1 protein-coding gene is annotated in these 409 nt (G+C 61.4%); it reads right to left on the minus strand.

The window, feature by feature from the left end:
- The coding region (locus FCS21_RS16615) for a hypothetical protein (RefSeq protein WP_222928015.1) at positions 1 to 384 on the minus strand (384 nt) is incomplete at its 3' end.
- Between the last annotated feature and the right edge of the window lie 25 nt (positions 385 to 409).

Below are 409 nucleotides of genomic sequence, written 5' to 3' on the forward strand. Positions count from 1 at the left end.
GCGCTGGTGGAACTCGCGGTAGAAGTCCATCTCCATCAAGCCCAGGAACAGGGCGATGCTGGACGCAAGGGTCAGCCAGAAGCGGAAGAACCCACGCGCGGCCATGGCCCGTACGCTGAACAGTGCCAGCAGCAGCGGGATCAGCAGGTAGACCACCAGGCGGATGTCAAAACGCAGGCCGTTGGCGAACGCTTCAAGGAAGGTCGAGGCCGGCGTGTCGAGGATCATCTCGCGGTTGTAGACCAGCAGCGCCAGGCGCAGCAGGGAGAGCATCACCATCATGACCAGTGCGCAGAGCAGCGTGTACGCCAGATGGGATTTGACGGTCGGTTGCAGCAGGCGATTAGAAGCTCGCTGCTGACTCAGGGCGTCCGGGTTTGCCATGTCGTTTCAGGACCCATTGGAAGTT

Source organism: Colwellia ponticola, assembly GCF_005885605.1.
Classification (GTDB): Bacteria; Pseudomonadota; Gammaproteobacteria; order Enterobacterales; family Alteromonadaceae; genus Colwellia; species Colwellia ponticola.